This window comes from Rosenbergiella gaditana (genome assembly GCF_018494065.1).
Taxonomy (GTDB): Bacteria; Pseudomonadota; Gammaproteobacteria; order Enterobacterales; family Enterobacteriaceae; genus Rosenbergiella; species Rosenbergiella gaditana.
The window spans coordinates 1-15,614 of the sequence record NZ_JABBFR010000033.1; the positions used below are offsets into that span (position 1 = coordinate 1).

General features: G+C 46.8%; 31 protein-coding genes. 1 reads left to right on the forward strand and 30 read right to left on the reverse strand.

Features of this window, described 5'->3' with window-relative positions:
• Positions 1 to 106 precede the first annotated feature (106 nt).
• From HH682_RS14685 to rpsJ, 29 genes are all read right to left on the reverse strand, one after another.
• The gene (locus HH682_RS14685; RefSeq protein ID WP_214238264.1) at positions 107 to 478 is read right to left on the reverse strand and encodes a DnaJ family domain-containing protein; all 372 of its coding nucleotides are present in this window, start codon (positions 476 to 478) and stop codon (positions 107 to 109) included.
• A gap of 73 nt (positions 479 to 551) precedes the next feature.
• Positions 552 to 935, reverse strand: a complete 384-nt coding sequence (gene rplQ / locus HH682_RS14690) for a 50S ribosomal protein L17 (protein WP_048912840.1) — start codon at positions 933 to 935, stop codon at positions 552 to 554.
• A 40-nt stretch (positions 936 to 975) separates the two neighbouring features.
• Positions 976 to 1,965, reverse strand: a complete 990-nt coding sequence (locus tag HH682_RS14695; RefSeq protein ID WP_048912841.1) for a DNA-directed RNA polymerase subunit alpha — start codon at positions 1,963 to 1,965, stop codon at positions 976 to 978.
• A gap of 26 nt (positions 1,966 to 1,991) precedes the next feature.
• The gene (rpsD, locus tag HH682_RS14700; protein ID WP_214238265.1) at positions 1,992 to 2,612 is read right to left on the reverse strand and encodes a 30S ribosomal protein S4; all 621 of its coding nucleotides are present in this window, start codon (positions 2,610 to 2,612) and stop codon (positions 1,992 to 1,994) included.
• A gap of 33 nt (positions 2,613 to 2,645) precedes the next feature.
• Positions 2,646 to 3,035 carry a 30S ribosomal protein S11 gene (rpsK, locus tag HH682_RS14705; protein ID WP_004160563.1) on the reverse strand — a complete coding sequence of 130 codons (390 nt, stop codon included), beginning with the start codon at positions 3,033 to 3,035 and terminating at the stop codon, positions 2,646 to 2,648.
• 16 nt (positions 3,036 to 3,051) lie between these two features.
• Positions 3,052 to 3,408 carry a 30S ribosomal protein S13 gene (gene rpsM / locus HH682_RS14710; protein WP_038016625.1) on the reverse strand — a complete coding sequence of 119 codons (357 nt, stop codon included), beginning with the start codon at positions 3,406 to 3,408 and terminating at the stop codon, positions 3,052 to 3,054.
• Positions 3,409 to 3,555: 147 nt separating this feature from the next.
• Positions 3,556 to 3,672, reverse strand: coding sequence for a 50S ribosomal protein L36 (gene rpmJ / locus HH682_RS14715; protein WP_071433402.1), 117 nt, complete (start codon positions 3,670 to 3,672; stop codon positions 3,556 to 3,558).
• A gap of 32 nt (positions 3,673 to 3,704) precedes the next feature.
• Entirely contained in the window at positions 3,705 to 5,036 is a 1,332-nt protein-coding gene (gene secY / locus HH682_RS14720) for a preprotein translocase subunit SecY (protein ID WP_048912844.1), read from the reverse strand.
• Positions 5,037 to 5,044: 8 nt separating this feature from the next.
• Positions 5,045 to 5,479 (reverse strand): 50S ribosomal protein L15, encoded by a 435-nt coding sequence (gene rplO, locus HH682_RS14725; RefSeq protein WP_048912845.1) that lies wholly within the window; start codon positions 5,477 to 5,479, stop codon positions 5,045 to 5,047.
• A gap of 3 nt (positions 5,480 to 5,482) precedes the next feature.
• Entirely contained in the window at positions 5,483 to 5,662 is a 180-nt protein-coding gene (rpmD, locus tag HH682_RS14730) for a 50S ribosomal protein L30 (protein WP_004846568.1), read from the reverse strand.
• Positions 5,663 to 5,667: 5 nt separating this feature from the next.
• Positions 5,668 to 6,168, reverse strand: coding sequence for a 30S ribosomal protein S5 (gene rpsE, locus HH682_RS14735; protein WP_048912846.1), 501 nt, complete (start codon positions 6,166 to 6,168; stop codon positions 5,668 to 5,670).
• 14 nt (positions 6,169 to 6,182) lie between these two features.
• A complete protein-coding gene (rplR, locus tag HH682_RS14740) occupies positions 6,183 to 6,536 on the reverse strand; it encodes a 50S ribosomal protein L18 (protein ID WP_048912847.1) in 354 nt (117 codons plus the stop codon).
• A 9-nt stretch (positions 6,537 to 6,545) separates the two neighbouring features.
• A complete protein-coding gene (gene rplF / locus HH682_RS14745) occupies positions 6,546 to 7,079 on the reverse strand; it encodes a 50S ribosomal protein L6 (RefSeq protein ID WP_048912848.1) in 534 nt (177 codons plus the stop codon).
• A gap of 12 nt (positions 7,080 to 7,091) precedes the next feature.
• Positions 7,092 to 7,484 (reverse strand): 30S ribosomal protein S8, encoded by a 393-nt coding sequence (gene rpsH, locus HH682_RS14750; protein ID WP_048912849.1) that lies wholly within the window; start codon positions 7,482 to 7,484, stop codon positions 7,092 to 7,094.
• Positions 7,485 to 7,517: 33 nt separating this feature from the next.
• The gene (gene rpsN / locus HH682_RS14755) at positions 7,518 to 7,823 is read right to left on the reverse strand and encodes a 30S ribosomal protein S14 (RefSeq protein WP_092678364.1); all 306 of its coding nucleotides are present in this window, start codon (positions 7,821 to 7,823) and stop codon (positions 7,518 to 7,520) included.
• Between the two features lie 13 nt (positions 7,824 to 7,836).
• On the reverse strand, positions 7,837 to 8,376 hold the full coding sequence (gene rplE / locus HH682_RS14760) for a 50S ribosomal protein L5 (RefSeq protein ID WP_048912851.1): 540 nt from the start codon (positions 8,374 to 8,376) through the stop codon (positions 7,837 to 7,839).
• A gap of 14 nt (positions 8,377 to 8,390) precedes the next feature.
• Positions 8,391 to 8,705, reverse strand: a complete 315-nt coding sequence (gene rplX, locus HH682_RS14765) for a 50S ribosomal protein L24 (RefSeq protein ID WP_048912852.1) — start codon at positions 8,703 to 8,705, stop codon at positions 8,391 to 8,393.
• Positions 8,706 to 8,715: 10 nt separating this feature from the next.
• A complete protein-coding gene (rplN, locus tag HH682_RS14770; protein WP_071433390.1) occupies positions 8,716 to 9,087 on the reverse strand; it encodes a 50S ribosomal protein L14 in 372 nt (123 codons plus the stop codon).
• Positions 9,088 to 9,255: 168 nt separating this feature from the next.
• Complete coding sequence (gene rpsQ, locus HH682_RS14775) at positions 9,256 to 9,510, reverse strand: 30S ribosomal protein S17 (protein ID WP_013510766.1); 255 nt, start codon at positions 9,508 to 9,510, stop codon at positions 9,256 to 9,258.
• Complete coding sequence (gene rpmC, locus HH682_RS14780) at positions 9,510 to 9,701, reverse strand: 50S ribosomal protein L29 (protein ID WP_048912854.1); 192 nt, start codon at positions 9,699 to 9,701, stop codon at positions 9,510 to 9,512. The genes rpsQ and rpmC overlap by 1 nt, the downstream gene beginning before the upstream one ends.
• Positions 9,701 to 10,111, reverse strand: coding sequence for a 50S ribosomal protein L16 (gene rplP / locus HH682_RS14785; protein ID WP_014542598.1), 411 nt, complete (start codon positions 10,109 to 10,111; stop codon positions 9,701 to 9,703). Before rplP ends, rpmC begins: the two co-directional genes overlap by 1 nt.
• Positions 10,112 to 10,122: 11 nt before the next feature.
• On the reverse strand, positions 10,123 to 10,824 hold the full coding sequence (gene rpsC, locus HH682_RS14790) for a 30S ribosomal protein S3 (protein WP_048912855.1): 702 nt from the start codon (positions 10,822 to 10,824) through the stop codon (positions 10,123 to 10,125).
• A 17-nt stretch (positions 10,825 to 10,841) separates the two neighbouring features.
• Complete coding sequence (rplV, locus tag HH682_RS14795) at positions 10,842 to 11,174, reverse strand: 50S ribosomal protein L22 (protein ID WP_000447532.1); 333 nt, start codon at positions 11,172 to 11,174, stop codon at positions 10,842 to 10,844.
• 14 nt (positions 11,175 to 11,188) lie between these two features.
• Positions 11,189 to 11,467 (reverse strand): 30S ribosomal protein S19, encoded by a 279-nt coding sequence (gene rpsS / locus HH682_RS14800; protein WP_004929772.1) that lies wholly within the window; start codon positions 11,465 to 11,467, stop codon positions 11,189 to 11,191.
• A 16-nt stretch (positions 11,468 to 11,483) separates the two neighbouring features.
• The gene (gene rplB, locus HH682_RS14805) at positions 11,484 to 12,308 is read right to left on the reverse strand and encodes a 50S ribosomal protein L2 (protein WP_048912856.1); all 825 of its coding nucleotides are present in this window, start codon (positions 12,306 to 12,308) and stop codon (positions 11,484 to 11,486) included.
• A gap of 17 nt (positions 12,309 to 12,325) precedes the next feature.
• Entirely contained in the window at positions 12,326 to 12,628 is a 303-nt protein-coding gene (gene rplW / locus HH682_RS14810) for a 50S ribosomal protein L23 (RefSeq protein ID WP_048912857.1), read from the reverse strand.
• The gene (gene rplD / locus HH682_RS14815; RefSeq protein WP_048912858.1) at positions 12,625 to 13,230 is read right to left on the reverse strand and encodes a 50S ribosomal protein L4; all 606 of its coding nucleotides are present in this window, start codon (positions 13,228 to 13,230) and stop codon (positions 12,625 to 12,627) included. The genes rplW and rplD overlap by 4 nt, the downstream gene beginning before the upstream one ends.
• Positions 13,231 to 13,240: 10 nt before the next feature.
• Positions 13,241 to 13,867 carry a 50S ribosomal protein L3 gene (rplC, locus tag HH682_RS14820; RefSeq protein WP_214238266.1) on the reverse strand — a complete coding sequence of 209 codons (627 nt, stop codon included), beginning with the start codon at positions 13,865 to 13,867 and terminating at the stop codon, positions 13,241 to 13,243.
• A gap of 32 nt (positions 13,868 to 13,899) precedes the next feature.
• Positions 13,900 to 14,211, reverse strand: a complete 312-nt coding sequence (gene rpsJ, locus HH682_RS14825; protein WP_001181005.1) for a 30S ribosomal protein S10 — start codon at positions 14,209 to 14,211, stop codon at positions 13,900 to 13,902.
• Positions 14,212 to 14,603: 392 nt separating this feature from the next.
• Here rpsJ and HH682_RS16160 point away from each other — a divergent pair, with 392 nt between their 5' ends.
• Positions 14,604 to 15,317 carry a prepilin peptidase gene (locus HH682_RS16160; RefSeq protein WP_420826223.1) on the forward strand — a complete coding sequence of 238 codons (714 nt, stop codon included), beginning with the start codon at positions 14,604 to 14,606 and terminating at the stop codon, positions 15,315 to 15,317.
• Positions 15,318 to 15,538: 221 nt separating this feature from the next.
• Here HH682_RS16160 and HH682_RS14835 read toward each other — a convergent pair.
• Positions 15,539 to 15,614: EF-Tu C-terminal domain-related protein (locus tag HH682_RS14835; RefSeq protein WP_197724836.1), on the reverse strand; the 76-nt coding region annotated here is incomplete at its 5' end.

Here is a 15,614-nt window from a genome sequence, read left to right on the forward strand (position 1 = left end):
GGTTTTACACCGATGCAGCATATTCAACGTGTTAACTGATTCTACTTATTACCTCCGTTAAAAATGGGGGGATTACCATAGCACCATGTTATGGCTTTTTTATGCATTATCCTTTCCCAATAATCTTCCTTTTTACTTCTTCTCCATAATGAATATCGTAAAGAAACTCAGCCGATAAACTTGCATGAGATAACCTTGATTTAATAAGTTCAAGTTGAGCATGATAGGTTGAGCGTTTATCTGCATCAGTAGCCTGAGCAAGGAGAGTTTTCAAGCTGAGGGCATCTTGTCTGAGTTGCAAGGCTTCAGGTAAAAAACCACTCATTTTTAATATACGGTAGGACATGCGTAGATTTTCTGGAACTTGGCTATCATCCTCTAGTATCAGAGGCTTACCAGAGCCGGGTAAGTCATCAAACATACCTTGTTGCTGTGCTTCCTGGATTTGACGTTCCACAAGTGCTTCAAGAAATAGCATTACTATCTCCCTTTATATTCAAGAAAATAAAAAACCCGCCTAAGCGGGTTTTTTAATTGCATCAACTAGCAGATTACTCTGCAGCTTCAGCTTGAGCTTCAGGACGATCAACGAGCTCGATGTAAGCCATCGGGGCGTTGTCTCCAGCACGGAAGCCACACTTAAGAATACGAGTGTAACCACCAGTGCGGCTCGCGAAACGCGGGCCTAACTCATTAAATAATTTTGCCACGATCTCGTTATCACGAGTACGGGCGAATGCTAAACGACGGTTTGCAACATTGTCAGTCTTAGCAAGTGTAATCAGCGGCTCAACAACGCGACGCAGTTCTTTAGCCTTTGGTAAAGTCGTCTTGATAATTTCGTGACGGACTAATGAACCAGCCATGTTACGGAACATAGCCTGGCGATGGCTGCTGTTACGGTTCAGTTGACGACCACTCTTACGATGGCGCATGACCTTATCCTTCTCAGTGAAACCTTAACCTGTGATCCGGTTACTCATCTGCAATGCTTGCAGGTGGCCAATTTTCTAAGCGCATGCCCAGAGAAAGTCCACGTGAAGCCAGCACGTCTTTAATCTCAGTAAGAGATTTTTTACCAAGGTTAGGCGTTTTAAGAAGCTCAACCTCAGTACGTTGTACCAGATCACCGATGTAGTGGATAGCTTCTGCTTTCAAGCAGTTAGCAGAGCGGACAGTCAATTCCAGATCGTCAACAGGGCGCAGCAAGATCGGATCGAATTCTGGTTTCTCTTCTTTAACTTCAGGTTGACGTACATCACGTAAATCAACAAAAGCATCAAGTTGTTCAGCCAGAATGGTCGCTGCACGACGAATCGCCTCTTCAGGATCGATTGTGCCGTTAGTTTCCATTTCGATGACTAGCTTGTCCAAATCTGTACGTTGCTCTACGCGAGCTGCTTCAACATTGTAGGCAATACGGTCTACAGGGCTGTAGCAAGCATCAACTAACAGACGTCCAATTGGGCGCTCATCTTCTTCCGAATGAATTCGGGCAGAAGCCGGCACATAACCGCGACCACGCTGAACTTTGATACGCATATTTACAGATGCGCTCTCGTCAGTTAGGTGGCAAATCACATGCTGTGGCTTGACGATTTCGACATCACCATCATGGGTAATGTCGGCTGCAGTCACAGGGCCGATGCCAGATTTATTCAAAGTTAGAATAACTTCATCTTTACCTTGAACTCTTACCGCAAGCCCTTTCAGGTTGAGCAGGATTTCGAGAATGTCTTCTTGGATCCCTTCTTTGGTGCTGTACTCATGAAGTACACCATCAATTTCAACCTCGGTCACCGCGCAACCCGGCATGGATGAAAGCAGAATACGGCGCAGTGCGTTACCTAGAGTATGGCCAAAGCCACGCTCTAATGGTTCAAGGGTCACCTTGGCGTGCGTCGAACTCACTTGCTCGATATCTACCAGGCGCGGTTTTAGAAACTCTGTCACAGAACCCTGCATTGTGTCCTCTCTTTGGTACTCAAGCTTTACTTAGAGTAAAGCTCGACGATCAGGTGCTCGTTAATGTCCGCAGATAGATCAGTACGCTCAGGCTTACGCTTAAACACACCTTCCATCTTAGCTGCATCAACTTCCAGCCAGGTTGGCTTTTCACGTTGTTCTGACAGCTCAAGAGCCGCCTTAACGCGAGCTTGCTTTTTGGCTTTCTCACGGATGCTTACTACATCATTCGGAGATACCTGATAAGAAGCGATGTTAACAACGTGACCATTTACCAGGATTGACTTGTGGCTTACTAACTGACGCGATTCAGCGCGAGTAGCTCCAAAGCCCATACGGTAAACAACGTTATCCAGACGACCTTCAAGCAACGCTAACAGGTTTTCACCGGTGTTGCCTTTCAGACGAGCTGCTTCTTGATAATAGTTACGGAATTGACGCTCAAGAACACCGTACATACGACGAACTTTTTGTTTTTCACGTAACTGAACGCCGTAGTCAGACAGACGCGGTTTACGCGCACCGTGTTGACCAGGAGCTTGTTCAATCTTACACTTGGAATCAATCGCGCGAACGCCAGACTTAAGGAATAAGTCGGTGCCCTCACGACGGCTCAGCTTGAGCTTAGGACCCAAATATCTTGCCATTTTCTTTCTCCAACTAACCTAGAAACAGGCGCGTTATACGCGGCGTTTCTTCGGCGGACGACAACCGTTGTGAGGGATCGGAGTCACATCAGTAATATTCGTGATGCGGAAACCTGCGGCGTTCAGTGCACGAATCGTTGATTCGCGTCCTGGACCCGGACCCTTTACCATAACTTCCAGGTTTTTGATACCGTAATCTTTTACAGCTTCTGCACAGCGCTCTGCAGCGACCTGAGCAGCGAACGGCGTAGATTTACGTGAACCACGGAAACCGGAACCACCGGCTGTTGCCCAACCCAGTGCGTTACCCTGACGATCAGTAATAGTAACGATGGTGTTGTTAAAAGACGCATGGACATGAGCCACGCCGTCTGAGACTTGTTTTCTTACACGCTTACGTGCACGAACTGGTGCCTTTGCCATTATTTACTCACCCCGATTATTTCTTGATCGGTTTGCGCGGACCCTTACGGGTACGTGCATTGGTCTTGGTGCGCTGACCGCGAACCGGAAGACCACGACGATGACGCAAACCACGGTAGCAACCAAGGTCCATAAGACGCTTGATGCTCAGGGTAACTTCACGACGCAGATCACCTTCAACAACGAATTTGCCAACTGCTTCACGCAATTGCTCAATCTGTTCTTCAGACAGCTCACTGATCTTAACATCTTCAGCAATACCCGTAGAAGCGCAAATAGCTTTCGAACGAGTCTTACCGATACCGAAGATTGCAGTTAATGCAATAACGGTGTGTTTATGATCAGGAATGTTAATGCCTGCTATACGGGCCACTATGCACTCCTATTACTAATTAACTGTATTCTCATGCTGAAAAGCCCGTTTTCAGGATACTCAAATGAAGAATACACTTACATAAAAAAGATTGGCTGGCTAATCTAGCCAGCTCAACCCGACTTTGCAAGAAAAATTTGCAATAAATCAGCCTTGACGCTGTTTATGCTTTGGTTCTACGCTGCAAATTACACGTACGACACCGTCGCGACGAACAATTTTACAGTTACGACACATTTTCTTGACGGAAGCACGAACTTTCATTTTTACTCTCCGTAACTTCTCAAGCGCCTAAATTAACGGCCTTGGCCTTTTAGGTTTGCTTTTTTCAATGCAGACTCATATTGACTTGACATCATCAGAGTTTGCACTTGAGCCATAAAGTCCATGATAACAACGACGACAATTAGCAGTGATGTACCACCAAAGCTAAATGGAACATTCATCGCATCACGCATGAACTCCGGGATCAGGCAGATAAAGGTAATATACAGGGCGCCAATAAGAGTAAGGCGCGTCATCACTTTATCGATGTACCTCGCCGTTTGCTCTCCCGGACGAATACCCGGTACAAATGCGCCGGACTTCTTCAAATTATCTGCAGTTTCACGCGGGTTAAAAACCAACGCCGTGTAGAAAAAGCAGAAGAAGATGATAGCAGTTGCGTATAGTAACACATAAAGTGGCTGACCTGGTGCTAAATTATCCGAAATAGCACTTAACCATGACCACCCAGTACTTCCGCCGAACCAGGAGGTTAAAGTCGCTGGAAACAGAATGATACTTGAAGCGAAGATAGCTGGAATAACACCCGCCATATTCACTTTTAGTGGTAAATGTGTACTTTGCGCAGCATAGACGCGACGGCCTTGTTGACGTTTTGCGTAATTAACAACGATACGACGTTGTCCACGCTCGACGAAAATAACAAAGTAAGTCACTGCAAATACTAAAACTGCAACCAACAATAATAAGAGGAAGTGTAGGCCGCCTTGCCGTGCTTGCTCGATGGTATGGCCAACAGCCTGAGGAAGACCCGCAACAATACCAGCAAAGATAATGATCGAGATACCGTTACCGATACCTCGTTCAGTAATCTGTTCACCTAACCACATTAGGAACATTGTTCCAGTGACAAGGCTTACAACAGCGGTGACGTAAAAAGCAATACCAGGGTTGATCACCAACCCTTGCATACCTGGCATGTTAGGCAATCCGGTAGCAATACCGATTGCTTGGAACACAGCCAATACGAGAGTTCCGTAACGGGTGTACTGGCTAATCTTACGACGTCCAGACTCCCCTTCTTTCTTAATCTCTGCCAGCGCGGGATGAACCACGGTTAGCAGCTGGATAATAATGGACGCAGAAATATACGGCATTATACCCAAGGCAAAAATAGAAGCACGGCTCAGAGCACCACCAGAGAACATGTTAAACATGTCAATGATGGTACCACGCTGTTGTTCGAGCAATTTAGCAAGAACTGTGGCATCAATACCAGGAATTGGAATAAAAGAACCAATTCGGAAGACAATTAGGGCACCAATTACAAACATCAGTCTGCGTTTTAGTTCGCCTAGCCCGCCCTTGGCACTTTGAAAATCTAATCCCGGTTGTTTAGCCATCAGTTCAATTATTCCTCGATTTTACCGCCAGCAGCTTCGATTGCAGCACGAGCACCTTTGGTGACGCGCAGACCACGAATAGTTACTGGTGCGGTAACTTCGCCAGAAAGAATCACTTTCGCGAATTCGATCTGTACACCAATAATGTTGGCTGCTTTCAGTGTGTTCAGGTCAACAATACCGCCTTCAACTTTCGCAAGGTCAGACAGACGGATCTCTGTAGTAACCATAGATTTGCGAGAAGTGAAACCAAATTTTGGTAAACGACGGTATAAAGGCATCTGACCACCTTCAAAACCGCGACGTACGCCACCGCCAGAACGAGACTTCTGACCTTTGTGACCACGGCCACCGGTTTTACCGACGCCAGAACCAATACCACGACCTAAACGCTTAGCGGCGTGCTTAGACCCTTCGGCCGGAGACAGAGTATTTAAACGCATCTGTTACTCCTCCACTTTAACCATGTAGGAAACCGCGTTGACCATACCACGAACCGCAGGAGTATCCTCACGTTCAACAGTATGACCAATACGACGTAACCCTAAGCCCAGAAGTGTTGCCTTATGCTTAGGCAGACGACCGATTGCACTGCGGGTTTGAGTAATTTTAATAGTCTTAGCCATGATAATTACCCCAGAATTTCTTCAACGGATTTACCACGCTTGGCAGCGACCATATCTGGAGATTTCATATTGCTCAGACCATCAATAGTTGCACGAACCACGTTAATTGGGTTAGTAGAACCATATGCTTTAGAAAGAACGTTATGAACTCCAGCAACTTCTAGTACTGCACGCATTGCACCACCGGCAATGATACCTGTACCTTCAGAGGCAGGCTGCATGAACACACGGGAACCAGTATGAACACCTTTAACAGGGTGTTGCAGGGTACCGTTAGTCAGCGCGACATTAACCATGTTGCGACGGGCTTTTTCCATCGCTTTCTGGATTGCTGCTGGAACTTCACGCGCCTTACCGTAACCAAAACCAACGCGACCATTACCATCACCTACCACAGTCAGTGCTGTGAAGGAGAAAATACGACCACCTTTAACAGTTTTAGAAACACGGTTTACCGCGATCAGTTTTTCCTGCAGTTCGCCAGCTTGTTTCTCGATGTGTGACATCTTAGACCTCTACCTTAGAACTGAAGGCCAGCTTCACGGGCAGCATCTGCCAGTGCCTGGACACGACCATGATATTGGAAACCAGAACGATCGAAAGAAACACCTGTGATGCCTTTTTCAATAGCGCGCTCTGCAATAGCTTTACCTACTGCGATTGCTGCGTCCTTGTTACCAGTGTACTTCAGTTGTTCAGCGATAGCTTTTTCTATAGTAGAAGCAGCAACCAGAACTTCGGAACCGTTCGGAGCGATTACCTGTGCGTAAATATGACGCGGGGTACGATGTACCACCAGGCGTGTAGCACCCAGCTCTTTGAGCTTGCGACGCGCACGGGTCGCACGACGGATACGAGCAGATTTCTTATCCATAGTGTTACCTTACTTCTTCTTAGCCTCTTTGATACGCACGACTTCGTCGGCGTAACGGACACCCTTGCCTTTATAAGGCTCAGGACGACGGTAGGCGCGCAAGTCCGCTGCAACCTGTCCAATTACCTGCTTATCAGCACCTTTCAGCACGATTTCAGTTTGAGTTGGACATTCGGCAGTGATTCCCGCAGGCAATTTGTGCTCAACCGGGTGAGAAAAACCCAGTGAGAGGTTCACTGAAGAACCTTTAATAGCCGCACGATAACCAACACCGACTAACTGCAGCTTCTTGGTGAAGCCTTCGGTAACACCGATAACCATTGAGTTCAACAGAGCGCGTGCAGTACCTGCTTGCGCCCATGCATCAGCAAAACCTTCGCGAGGTGCGAAAGTTAAAGCGTTATCTGCATGTTTAACTTCAACAGCTTTGTTGATAGTACGAGACAGCTCGCCGTTTTTACCTTTAATCGATACTTCCTGACCGTTGATTTTTACGTCGACGCCGGCAGGAACAACGACAGGTGCTTTAGCAACACGAGACATTTTACCCTCCGATTACGCTACGTAGCAGATAATTTCGCCACCAAGACCAGCTTGGCGCGCTGCACGATCAGTCATAACACCTTTAGATGTAGAAACAACTGCGATACCTAAACCAGCCATAACTTTTGGCAGCTCATCTTTTCTTTTATAGATGCGCAGGCCTGGGCGGCTTACTCGCTGAATGCTTTCTACAACAGCCTTTCCTTCGAAGTACTTTAGAGTCACTTCTAGTTCTGGCTTGATGTCGCCTTCAATTTTAAAATCTTCAATATAACCTTCTTCCTTCAGCACGTTGGCAATTGCCAATTTCAGCTTGGAGGAAGGCATGGTGACCGCAACTTTGTTCGCGGACTGACCGTTACGGATACGGGTCAGCATATCCGCGATCGGATCTTGCATGCTCATCAGTGTCTACTCCCGTGATTCAATTGGTGACAATTACCAGCTAGCCTTTCTCAAGCCAGGTACTTCACCGCGCATAGCGGCTTCACGTAACTTGATACGGCTCAACCCGAACTTACCTACATAACCGTGTGGACGGCCTGTTTGACGGCAACGATTACGCTGACGGGACGGGCTGGAATCACGCGGCAGTGACTGAAGCTTGAGAACAGCATTCCAACGATCTTCGTCAGAAGCGTTCACATCAGAGATGATCGCTTTCAGTTCAGCGCGTTTCGCGAAGAATTTGTCTGCTAATTTTACACGCTTAACTTCGCGTGCTTTCATTGATTGCTTAGCCATTAGTAACCCTACCTTACTTACGGAACGGGAAGTTAAAGGCTGCCAGCAGAGCACGGCCTTCATCATCAGATTTCGCAGTAGTGGTAATGGTAATATCCAAACCACGGACGCGATCGACTTTATCGTAGTCGATTTCTGGGAAGATGATCTGCTCACGGACACCCATGCTGTAGTTACCACGTCCATCGAAAGACTTCGCAGATAAACCACGGAAGTCACGAATACGAGGTACAGCAATAGTGATCAGGCGGTCAAAGAATTCCCACATACGTTCGCCACGCAGGGTTACTTTACAGCCGATCGGATAGCCCTGACGGATTTTGAAGCCTGCAACAGATTTGCGTGCTTTGGTGACTAGCGGCTTTTGACCGGAGATTGATGCTAAATCAGCTGCTGCGTTATCCAGCAGTTTCTTATCAGCAATCGCTTCACCAACACCCATGTTCAGGGTAATCTTCTCGACCCGAGGGACTTGCATGACTGAATTGTAGTTAAACTCAGTCATGAGCTTCTTAACTACTTCGTCTTTGTAGTAATCATGCAGTTTCGCCATCGTACTACTCCAAATTACTTGATAGTTTCGCTATTAGACTTGAAGAAACGGACTTTTTTGCCGTCTTCGAATCTAAAGCCTACACGGTCTGCCTTACCAGTAGCCGCATTGAAGATTGCAAGGTTAGAAAGTTCGATTGCTGCTTCTTTCTCAACGATGCCGCCTGGTTGATTCATAGCCGGTACAGGCTTCTGATGTTTTTTAACCAGATTGATACCTTCAACAATAACCTTGCTGGAAGACAATACATTTTTTACTTTACCGCGTTTACCTTTATCTTTACCGGTCAACACGATAACTTCGTCGTTACAACGGATTTTAGCTGCCATGGCTCGCTCCTTAGAGTACTTCTGGTGCCAGAGAGATAATTTTCATGAACTTTTCATTACGAAGTTCACGAGTTACCGGCCCAAAAATACGCGTTCCGATAGGTTGCTCGCTGTTATTGTTTAGAATAACGCATGCATTACCATCGAAGCGAATGACAGAACCGTCGGGGCGACGAACACCCTTCTTGGTGCGCACCACTACCGCCTTCAGGACATCACCTTTCTTAACTTTACCACGAGGAATTGCTTCCTTGATGGTAACTTTGATGATATCACCGACGCCTGCGTAGCGACGGTGCGAGCCACCCAGAACCTTGATACACATTACGCTACGTGCACCGGAGTTGTCGGCGACGTTTAGCATAGTCTGTTCTTGGATCATTTTAGTGCTCCGCTAATGTCAACTACTACTTCGGGACCTACAATTACTAGGTCGGTTAAAAGCCCCATTACCGAGGGCGCGGCATTATAACACCGCTTCTCGCAGATGGGTAGAAAAAATAAACGGCTCTTGCGAGCCGTCTATCTGTTTTCACAGAAAGAGATTCTATTACAGAACCGCTTTTTCCACAACACGAACAAGCGTCCAAGACTTAGTCTTAGACAGTGGACGGCATTCGCGGATTTCTACCACGTCACCAATTCCACACTCATTGTTCTCATCGTGGATGTGAAGCTTAGTCGTACGCTTGATGAATTTACCGTAAATCGGGTGCTTCACGAAACGTTCGATAGCGACAACTGCAGATTTTTGCATTTTGTCACTAACTACACGACCTTGCAAAGTACGAATTTTATCGGTCATTACGCACCCGCCTTTTGAGTCAGTAAAGTCTTAACGCGTGCAACATCACGACGAGCTTGTTTCAGCAGATGTGTCTGCTGTAGCTGGCCAGATGCTGCTTGCATGCGCAGGTTAAACTGTTCACGCAGGAGGTTAAGCAGCTCAGTGTTCAGTTCTTCAACACTTTTTTCACGCAGCTCAGTTGCTTTCATTACATCACCGTCTTAGTTACAAAGGTGGTTTTGATAGGCAGTTTTGCTGCTGCCAGCTTAAATGCCTCACGGGCCAGCTCTTCTGGTACGCCGTCCATTTCATAAAGGACTTTGCCAGGCTGGATTAGGGCAACCCAATACTCTACGTTACCCTTACCTTTACCCATACGCACTTCAAGCGGCTTTTCAGTAATTGGTTTGTCCGGGAATACACGGATCCAAATTTTACCTTGACGCTTAACTGCACGGGTCATAGCACGACGTGCTGCTTCGATCTGACGAGCAGTCAGACGACCACGGCCAACAGCTTTCAGACCGAAAGTACCGAAGCTGATATCCGTGCCCTGCGCTAGACCGCGGTTACGGCCTTTGTGCACTTTACGGAATTTCGTACGCTTTGGTTGTAACATAGCGACTCTCCTTACTTACGGCCTTTACGCTGCTGTTTTTTAGGTTGAGCAGCCGGTTTTTCCGATTGTTCAACAGCAGCCATACCACCCAGGATCTCACCTTTGAAGATCCATACCTTAACGCCGATTACACCATAAGTGGTGTGCGCTTCAGAAGTGTTGTAGTCAATGTCTGCACGCAGAGTATGCAGTGGAACACGACCTTCACGGTACCATTCGGTACGTGCGATCTCAGCTCCGCCTAAACGGCCACTAACTTCAACTTTAATTCCTTTAGCGCCAAGACGCATTGCGTTCTGAACAGCACGCTTCATAGCACGACGGAACATAACACGACGTTCCAGCTGTGAAGTGATGCTATCAGCAACCAATTTAGCGTCAAGTTCCGGTTTACGGACTTCAGCGATATTGATCTGAGCAGGAACGCCAGCGATTTTCGCGACGACCGTACGCAGTTTTTCTACGTCTTCACCTTTCTTACCGATAACGATACCAGGGCGAGCAGTGTGAATAGTTACACGAATGCTTTTCGCTGGACGCTCGATAACGATACGAGATACAGACGCTTTAGCCAGTTCTTTAGTTAAGAACTGACGTACTTTAAAATCGCTGTCTAGGTTGTCAGCGAATTCTTTGGTATTGGCGAACCAAGTAGAGTTCCAGGGTTTAACAATACCCAGGCGAATACCATTAGGATGTACTTTCTGACCCATTGCTAGTCTCCAGAGTCTCAGCGATCGGACACAACCACAGTAATGTGGCTGGTGCGCTTCAGGATACGATCTGCACGACCTTTTGCACGAGGCATAATACGCTTCATGCTTGGGCCTTCATCTACGAAAATTTTCGTAACTTTCAGATCATCAATGTCAGCGCCATCGTTGTGTTCAGCGTTAGCAATGGCAGATTCTAAGACTTTCTTAACCAATACAGCCGCTTTTTTATTGGTGTAGGTTAGAATGTCCAGAGCCTGCGACACTTTCTTACCGCGTACTAGATCCGCTACTAGACGAACCTTCTGCGCAGAAGAACGAGCGTGGCGATGTTTAGCGATAGTTTCCATCTCTTCCTCCTGCCTTAGCGTTTCTTAGCTTTCTTATCAGCCGCGTGGCCGCGATAAGTACGAGTCGGCGCAAATTCACCTAACTTGTGACCGACCATTTCGTCGGAAACAAAAACAGGTACGTGCTGACGACCATTATGGACAGCGATGGTCAAACCGATCATGTTAGGAAAGATCGTTGAACGACGGGACCAAGTGCGCAAAGGCTTCTTGTCTCCGCTTTCCACCGCTTTCTCTACCTTCTTCAGCAAGTGCAGGTCAATAAAAGGACCTTTCTTGAGAGAACGTGGCATGGCTTATCCTCTAATATTATTTTTTGCTACGGCGACGTACGATAAACTTATCAGTACGCTTGTTGCTACGGGTCTTCTTACCTTTGGTTTGAACGCCCCACGGAGTTACCGGGTGCTTACCAAAGTTACGACCTTCACCACCACCGTGCGGGTGATCGACTGGGTTCATTGCAGTACCGCGAACGGTAGGACGAACACCACGCCAGCGAGTTGCACCTGCTTTACCTAGTACGCGAAGCATATGCTCTGCGTTACCGACTTCACCTAATGTTGCGCGGCAGTCAGCTTCAACTTTACGCATTTCACCAGAACGAAGACGCAGGGTAACGTAGGAACCATCACGAGCAATAATTTGCACGTAAGCACCAGCTGAACGAGCCAATTGGCCGCCTTTGCCTGGTTTCATTTCTACGTTATGAACAGTAGAGCCTACTGGGATGTTACGCATAGGCAGGGTATTACCTGCTTTAATTGCTGCATCAACACCAGATTGGATCTGATCACCAGCTTTCAGGCCTTTAGGGGCCAGGATGTAACGACGCTCACCGTCTTTGTACAGAACCAGTGCAATATTTGCAGAACGGTTCGGATCATACTCAAGACGTTCAACAACTGCAGGGATACCATCTTTGTTGCGTTTGAAGTCAACAATACGATATGCACGCTTGTGACCACCACCGATATGACGGGTAGTGATACGACCGTTGTTGTTACGACCACCAGACTTGCTGTTTTTCTCCAGCAGTGGGGCGTATGGCTTACCTTTGTGCAGCTCTGGGTTCACCACTTTTACTACGTGGCGACGACCCGGAGATGTCGGTTTACATTTAACAATTGCCATTGTTTCTCTCCTCCGACTTACTCTGCGCCGCCGACGAAGTCCAGATTCTGGCCTTCTTTCAGGGTCACGTAAGCTTTTTTCCAGTCGCTACGACGACCAACACGCTGTCCGTGACGCTTAACTTTACCTTTAACGAGTAAAGTGTTCACATCTTTAACTTCAACTTCGAACAGCTTTTCTACGGCAGCTACGATTTCTGCTTTGGTCGCGTCTTTTGCAACTTTGAGTACGATGGTATTTGATTTTTCCATCGCGGCAGACGCTTTTTCAGAAACGTGCGGTGCGCGCACTACTTTCAGCAGACGTTCTTCACGAATCATGCCAGCATCTCCTCAACTTGCTTAACTGCGTCAGCAGTCATTACGACTTTGTCGAAGGCAATCAAGCTAACTGGATCGATTCCTGCTGCATCACGCACATCAACCTTGTACAGGTTACGCGCTGCTAGGAACAGATTCTCATCTAATTCACCAGTGATGATCAGTACATCTTCCAATGCCATATCTTTCAGTTTCTGTGCCAGCAGCTTAGTTTTAGGTGCTTCAACAGAGAACTTCTCGACAACGATCAGACGTTCTTGACGTACCAGTTCAGACAGAATGCTTTTCAGCGCTCCACGGTACATCTTTTTGTTTACTTTCTGACTGTGGTCCTGCGGACGTGCAGCGAAGGTAACTCCACCAGAACGCCAGATTGGGCTCTTAGCCGAACCAGCACGTGCACGGCCAGTACCTTTTTGACGCCATGGTTTTTTACCAGAACCAGTGACTTCGGCACGAGTTTTTTGCGCACGGGTACCTTGACGGGCACCTGCTGCGTAAGCAACAACAACCTGGTGAACCAGCGCTTCGTTAAAATCACGACCGAAGGTAGTTTCGGAAACAGTCAGCGCGCTCTGCGCGTCTTTCAATACTAATTCCATTGCTATCCCCTTACGCCTTCACAGCTGGTTTAACAATCAGGTCGCTACCGGTAGCTCCCGGAACAGCACCTTTGACCAGCAGCAGGTTGCGTTCTGCGTCTACGCGAACGACTTCTAAGCTCTGAACGGTTACGCGCTCATTACCTAATTGACCTGCCATTTTCTTGCCTTTGAACACTTTGCCCGGAGTCTGGTTCTGACCGATAGAACCCGGAACACGGTGAGACAAGGAGTTACCGTGAGTCGCGTCCTGGGTACGGAAGTTCCAGCGCTTAACGGTACCTGCGAAACCTTTACCTTTAGAGGTGCCAGTTACGTCTACTTTTTTAACGTCAGCGAAAATTTCAACACTGATGCTTTGACCAACGGTGTATTCTGCGCTTTCAGCACGGAATTCCCATAAGCCACGGCCAGCTTCAACGCCAGCTTTAGCAAAATGACCTGCTTCTGGTTTACCTACACGGTTTGCTTTTTTAGCACCAGTAGTGACCTGAATAGCTTGGTAACCGTCGTTTTCCAGGCTCTTAACCTGAGTAACGCGGTTTGCTTCAACTTCGATTACGGTTACTGGGATAGAAACGCCTTCTTCAGTGAAGATACGCGTCATTCCCACTTTCTTACCGACTAAACCAATCATTGTATCAACCTCTCAATCGCTCGATGTCCTGATTAACCTAGGCTGATCTGCACGTCAACACCTGCAGCCAGGTCTAGACGCATCAGAGCATCAACGGTTTTTTCAGTTGGCTCAACGATGTCTACCAGACGTTTGTGAGTGCGAATTTCGTACTGATCACGCGCATCTTTGTTAACGTGCGGAGAAATCAGAACGGTAAAGCGCTCTTTACGAGTCGGCAGCGGGATCGGACCACGTACTTGCGCACCAGTGCGCTTTGCAGTTTCGACGATTTCCGCGGTTGATTGATCGATAAGACGATGATCAAACGCTTTAAGACGAATACGGATTCTTTGGTTCTGCATGAGACCAGAGCTCCAAACATTTTATAAACGAAAATGATTACTCCTCGCACCCATTACGATTGATGGGAGAGTGTAATCGTTCAGCATATAACTCCCCAATCGGGAGTATTATTAGAGGTAGCAAATCGCTACTCTGCGATTCTGCTCGAATCGCGCTTCTATTAAAAGCAAGCCAGCACATTATACTTATAAATTGTCGCAATGCAACCCTTGCCTGCTTTTTGCACATTGCGGCCTAACACGTACTCTCAACTAAATCTTTCCCTACATATATCGCTTTATTGGGTACTAGTTCTCACCGTTATCACGTTATCGTGCAACACCACTACACCTTCTTCAAAATAATAGCTTCACCCTAAGAAGTCACTTACTTGAGGCTGTGCATCATGCTTATGATCAATCTATTTGCTCTAACATTCCTTCTTCTCAAGGCAATAAGAAGCTTCCTACTCACCTTCACCCCTTCAAACTACAATAGCAATTGGTTTGTATTGGCTAGTAGTCAACGACTCTGCAACAGCCTTTCTTGCTCAAAAGCCCTGCACTTTTATCTGCGCCGAATAGATAAGTGCTTAATTTTTTCCCTTGGCTTTCATCTTACCATACAGGTACTACTGGGTTCGTTACCGCTCGTCCTGATAGTCTTTGCTCTATTCACCGCAATTTTGCTACTTTTAGCATGCATAGATTGGTTCTATCTACTCCTTCCTAACTCTATAGTTCTTATACTCTTAGCACTTGGACTGCTGACATCAACTTATCTATTTGGTTTCAACCTCATCGATTTACTCGCACGGTCTGCCGGTTGTTATGGAATATTTTGGCTTACGCAAGCCATTTATTACTTACTAAGACATAGAGTGGGCCTTGGACAAGGTGATATAAAATTACTTGCAGCTTTAGCTAGCTGGTACGACATTCACCAACTTTGTATAGTAGTTCTTTCAGCCTCTTTAGCGGCCCTGCCCTTTTGTATCTATCAGTATCGTTATTTGAACTCTCTGCACGCTATCATTGTCCCCTATGGGACATTTTTATCATTATCAGGAATATGCTGTTCTTATATTTTTCATCAGGATATTTTTAGCTCAACGTTTGGTAATTAGAAAATAGCCGATCACCAATGTTGCACACTAGATGTAACAGATCACTGTTCATCAATGTGATGCTGTTGCCATTAACCATGATTCCCTAAATAAAGCGCATAAAGTGTGTTAAAGGTATAAGATTAACCAACCACTGTGGCCAGAGTGGTGTAGCCGAGCCCTGTATTTTTCCAAAAAAAAAGAGCGCCTAAGCGCTCTTTTTATCTGTAAAGTTTTCTCAATTAAGCGATAACTTTAGCAACAACACCTGCACCTACAGTACGACCACCTTCACGGATTGCGAAGCGTAAGCCGTCA

What these genes read in the sequence shown, in the direction of transcription:
- HH682_RS14685 (WP_214238264.1), bottom strand. Translation starts at nt 478, where the DNA reads ATGCTATTTCTTGAAGCACTTGTGGAACGTCAAATCCAGGAAGCACAG.
- rplQ (WP_048912840.1), bottom strand. Translation starts at nt 935, where the DNA reads ATGCGCCATCGTAAGAGTGGTCGTCAACTGAACCGTAACAGCAGCCAT.
- HH682_RS14695 (WP_048912841.1), bottom strand. Translation starts at nt 1,965, where the DNA reads ATGCAGGGTTCTGTGACAGAGTTTCTAAAACCGCGCCTGGTAGATATC.
- rpsD (WP_214238265.1), bottom strand. Translation starts at nt 2,612, where the DNA reads ATGGCAAGATATTTGGGTCCTAAGCTCAAGCTGAGCCGTCGTGAGGGC.
- rpsK (WP_004160563.1), bottom strand. Translation starts at nt 3,035, where the DNA reads ATGGCAAAGGCACCAGTTCGTGCACGTAAGCGTGTAAGAAAACAAGTC.
- rpmJ (WP_071433402.1), bottom strand. Translation starts at nt 3,672, where the DNA reads ATGAAAGTTCGTGCTTCCGTCAAGAAAATGTGTCGTAACTGTAAAATT.
- secY (WP_048912844.1), bottom strand. Translation starts at nt 5,036, where the DNA reads ATGGCTAAACAACCGGGATTAGATTTTCAAAGTGCCAAGGGCGGGCTA.
- rplO (WP_048912845.1), bottom strand. Translation starts at nt 5,479, where the DNA reads ATGCGTTTAAATACTCTGTCTCCGGCCGAAGGGTCTAAGCACGCCGCT.
- rpmD (WP_004846568.1), bottom strand. Translation starts at nt 5,662, where the DNA reads ATGGCTAAGACTATTAAAATTACTCAAACCCGCAGTGCAATCGGTCGT.
- rpsE (WP_048912846.1), bottom strand. Translation starts at nt 6,168, where the DNA reads ATGTCACACATCGAGAAACAAGCTGGCGAACTGCAGGAAAAACTGATC.
- rplR (WP_048912847.1), bottom strand. Translation starts at nt 6,536, where the DNA reads ATGGATAAGAAATCTGCTCGTATCCGTCGTGCGACCCGTGCGCGTCGC.
- rplF (WP_048912848.1), bottom strand. Translation starts at nt 7,079, where the DNA reads ATGTCTCGTGTTGCTAAAGCACCTGTCGTTGTTCCTGCCGGCGTCGAC.
- rpsH (WP_048912849.1), bottom strand. Translation starts at nt 7,484, where the DNA reads ATGAGCATGCAAGATCCGATCGCGGATATGCTGACCCGTATCCGTAAC.
- rpsN (WP_092678364.1), bottom strand. Translation starts at nt 7,823, where the DNA reads ATGGCTAAGCAATCAATGAAAGCACGCGAAGTTAAGCGTGTAAAATTA.
- rplE (WP_048912851.1), bottom strand. Translation starts at nt 8,376, where the DNA reads ATGGCGAAACTGCATGATTACTACAAAGACGAAGTAGTTAAGAAGCTC.
- rplX (WP_048912852.1), bottom strand. Translation starts at nt 8,705, where the DNA reads ATGGCAGCTAAAATCCGTTGTAACGACGAAGTTATCGTGTTGACCGGT.
- rplN (WP_071433390.1), bottom strand. Translation starts at nt 9,087, where the DNA reads ATGATCCAAGAACAGACTATGCTAAACGTCGCCGACAACTCCGGTGCA.
- rpsQ (WP_013510766.1), bottom strand. Translation starts at nt 9,510, where the DNA reads ATGACCGATAAAATTCGTACTTTGCAAGGTCGTGTAGTTAGTGACAAA.
- rpmC (WP_048912854.1), bottom strand. Translation starts at nt 9,701, where the DNA reads ATGAAAGCAACTGAGCTGCGTGAAAAAAGTGTTGAAGAACTGAACACT.
- rplP (WP_014542598.1), bottom strand. Translation starts at nt 10,111, where the DNA reads ATGTTACAACCAAAGCGTACGAAATTCCGTAAAGTGCACAAAGGCCGT.
- rpsC (WP_048912855.1), bottom strand. Translation starts at nt 10,824, where the DNA reads ATGGGTCAGAAAGTACATCCTAATGGTATTCGCCTGGGTATTGTTAAA.
- rplV (WP_000447532.1), bottom strand. Translation starts at nt 11,174, where the DNA reads ATGGAAACTATCGCTAAACATCGCCACGCTCGTTCTTCTGCGCAGAAG.
- rpsS (WP_004929772.1), bottom strand. Translation starts at nt 11,467, where the DNA reads ATGCCACGTTCTCTCAAGAAAGGTCCTTTTATTGACCTGCACTTGCTG.
- rplB (WP_048912856.1), bottom strand. Translation starts at nt 12,308, where the DNA reads ATGGCAATTGTTAAATGTAAACCGACATCTCCGGGTCGTCGCCACGTA.
- rplW (WP_048912857.1), bottom strand. Translation starts at nt 12,628, where the DNA reads ATGATTCGTGAAGAACGTCTGCTGAAAGTAGTGCGCGCACCGCACGTT.
- rplD (WP_048912858.1), bottom strand. Translation starts at nt 13,230, where the DNA reads ATGGAATTAGTATTGAAAGACGCGCAGAGCGCGCTGACTGTTTCCGAA.
- rplC (WP_214238266.1), bottom strand. Translation starts at nt 13,867, where the DNA reads ATGATTGGTTTAGTCGGTAAGAAAGTGGGAATGACGCGTATCTTCACT.
- rpsJ (WP_001181005.1), bottom strand. Translation starts at nt 14,211, where the DNA reads ATGCAGAACCAAAGAATCCGTATTCGTCTTAAAGCGTTTGATCATCGT.
- HH682_RS16160 (WP_420826223.1), top strand. Translation starts at nt 14,604, where the DNA reads ATGATCAATCTATTTGCTCTAACATTCCTTCTTCTCAAGGCAATAAGA.